At 68.0% G+C, this 2,650-nt stretch carries 2 protein-coding genes; one reads left to right on the forward strand and one right to left on the reverse strand.

Translation table 11 applies throughout. The features are described from left to right. Positions 1-48: 48 nt before the first annotated feature. Entirely contained in the window at positions 49-1,827 is a 1,779-nt protein-coding gene (locus AC04L7_RS16275; RefSeq protein ID WP_435997887.1) for an ABC transporter transmembrane domain-containing protein, read from the forward strand. A gap of 96 nt (positions 1,828-1,923) precedes the next feature. Here AC04L7_RS16275 and AC04L7_RS16280 read toward each other — a convergent pair. Further along, the coding region (locus AC04L7_RS16280; RefSeq protein ID WP_475513418.1) for a fatty acid desaturase family protein at positions 1,924-2,650 on the reverse strand (727 nt) is incomplete at its 5' end.

Consider the following 2,650-nt stretch of genomic DNA (forward strand, 5'->3'; position numbering starts at 1 on the left):
GGCTGGGGCTGAAGCCTCTCCCACAACCGCTTTGAAGACGGATCCCCGATGAGCACACCGAGCGAGACCCCCGACAGCGCCTCTGCCGGACCGAAAGCGAAGCTGGGCACGCTGCGCGCGCTGTGGCCGTTCGTGCGCCGGCATGCCGGGCTGTTCACTGCCTGGCTGCTGGCTCTGGCTCTGGCGTCGGCGGCGACGCTGAGCCTGCCGGTCGCATTCCGCCAGATGATCGACAACGGATTCACCGATGGCGCGAACATCAATCGGGCCTTCCTCTTCCTGTTCGTAGTAGCGGTGGTGCTGGCCCTGGCGAGCGCGGCGCGTTTCTATTTCGTGTCGCTGCTGGGCGAAAAAGTGGTCGCGGACTTGCGCGGGCAGCTGTATGGCCACCTGATCGGCCTCGATGCCGAGTTCCATGACCGCACGCGCAGCGGCGAGCTGGTGTCCCGCCTTTCCGCGGACAGCGAACTGCTGCGCACGGTCGTTGCCACCAGCATGTCGGTCGCGTTGCGCAGCAGCGTCACCGTGATTGGCAGCCTGGCGATGCTCTTCTTCACCAGCCCTCGGCTGGCCGCATTCGCGCTGATCGGCATTCCGCTGGCGGTGCTGCCCATCGTGCTGGGCGCACGCCGACTGGAGAAGGCCTCCCGCGCCAGCCAGGACCGTGTCGCAGACGCCAATACGCTGGCCAGCGAAACGCTCGGTGCGGTCCGCACGGTGCAGGCGCACGCCCGCGAGCCGTACGAGCGCGGCCGCTTCGGCGACGCCATCGCGACCGCGGTCGACACGGCGCGCCGCCGTATCCGCGCGCAGGCGTGGGTGACTGCTGCGGCCATCACGCTGATCTTCGGCGCGATCACGCTGGTGCTGTGGTCCGGGGCGCACGATGTCATCGACGGCACGATGAGCGCAGGCACGCTGGGGCAGTTCGTGCTGTATGCCCTGATCGGCGGCGGCTCRGTGGGCGCCTTGGCCGAAGTCTGGAACGAACTGCAACGCGCCGCTGGCGGCATGGGCAGGATCGCCGAACTGCTCGATGAAACCCCGGCCATCCGCGCGCCGGCAGCGCCCCGCGCCCTGTCGGCGCCGGTCAAGGGCGAGATCCGGTTCGACCATGTCGCGTTCCACTATCCCTCGCGTCCCGACCTGCCCGCGCTCGACGATTTCGACCTGACCGTCAACCCGGGCGAAACCGTCGCACTTGTCGGTCCCTCCGGTGCCGGCAAAAGCACGGTGTTCTCGATGCTGCTGCGCTTCCACGATGCGCAGGCCGGCAGCGTACGGATCGACGGCGTCGACCTGCGCGAGCTTGACCCGGCGCAGTTGCGCGAACAGATCGCCCTGGTGCCGCAGCAGCCCACCATCTTCGCGGCCAGCGCCGCCGAGAACATCCGCTACGGCAAGCTTGACGCGACCGACGCGGAACTGCAGGCCGCCGCCGAAGCCGCCGAAGCCGACGACTTCATCCGCGAACTGCCAGGCGGCTTCGAGAGCCAGCTCGGCGAACGTGGCGCACGCCTGTCCGGCGGCCAGCAGCAGCGGATCGCCATCGCGCGTGCGCTGTTGAAGGATGCTCCCATCCTGCTGCTGGACGAAGCGACGAGCGCGCTGGACGCGCAGAGCGAGCGCGCCGTGCAGCACGCCCTGGAAAGGCTGATGGACGGGCGCACCACGCTGGTCATCGCCCATCGCCTGGCGACAGTGCTGAAGGCCGACCGGATCGTGGTGATGGACCGTGGCCGCATCGTGGCGCAGGGCACGCACGAAGCCCTGCTGGCGGAGGATGGCCTGTACGCGGAGCTGGCGCGGCTGCAGTTCCTCGACTGAGCCGGTGCGCGGGCATGGCCCGCGCCTGCCGAGGCGGTGTTGTCGCCGTGCCGGAGCGGGCGATGCCCGCGATGCCCTTCGAAAGAAGATTCCTGCTTACGCTGCCGCGTCGGCCTGAACGAGCGGCACGAACTTCGGCGGCCGGCTGGGGAACGCATGCCGCACGATGCGCCAGCACACCTGGCCGAACTGCGTCAGCAGCGTGCCGGTGTTGTAGTGCTGGCCGTATCGCGCGCAGATGGCGCGCACTTCCTTGGCCATCTCCGCATACCGGTTGGCCGGGATGTCGGGAAAGAAATGGTGCTCGATCTGGTGGCTCAGGTTGCCCGACAGCACGTTCATCAGGAAGCCGCCGCGCAGGTTGGACGACCCCCGCAGCTGGCGCAGGTACCAGTGGCCGCGCGACTCGTTCTTGATGCATTCCTTCGGGAACGTCTCCGCATTGGCGGTGAAATGCCCGCAGAAGATGATCACGTACGTCCACACGTTGCGCAGGCCGTTGGCGACCATGTTCCCCAGCAGCACCGGCAGGAAGAACGGACCGGCCAGCGCGGGGTAGATCACGTAATCCTTCGCCAACTGCTTGCCCATCTTGCGCACGACCGGCGCCGATTTGCGGCGCAGCTGCGTGTTGGTCATCTTGCCGCTCCACCAGCGGCCCAGCTTCAGGTCCTGGATGGCGATGCCCCACTGGAACAGCAGCGCGAACACGACCGCGATCGCCGGCTGCATCAGGTAGAACGGGCGCCATTTCTGCTCGGGGAAGATGCGCAGCAGGCCGTAGCCGATGTCGTCGTCCAGCCCGCGCACGTTGGTATAGGTG

The sequence above is a fragment of the Pseudoxanthomonas sp. LjRoot204_2 genome (assembly GCF_056175765.1).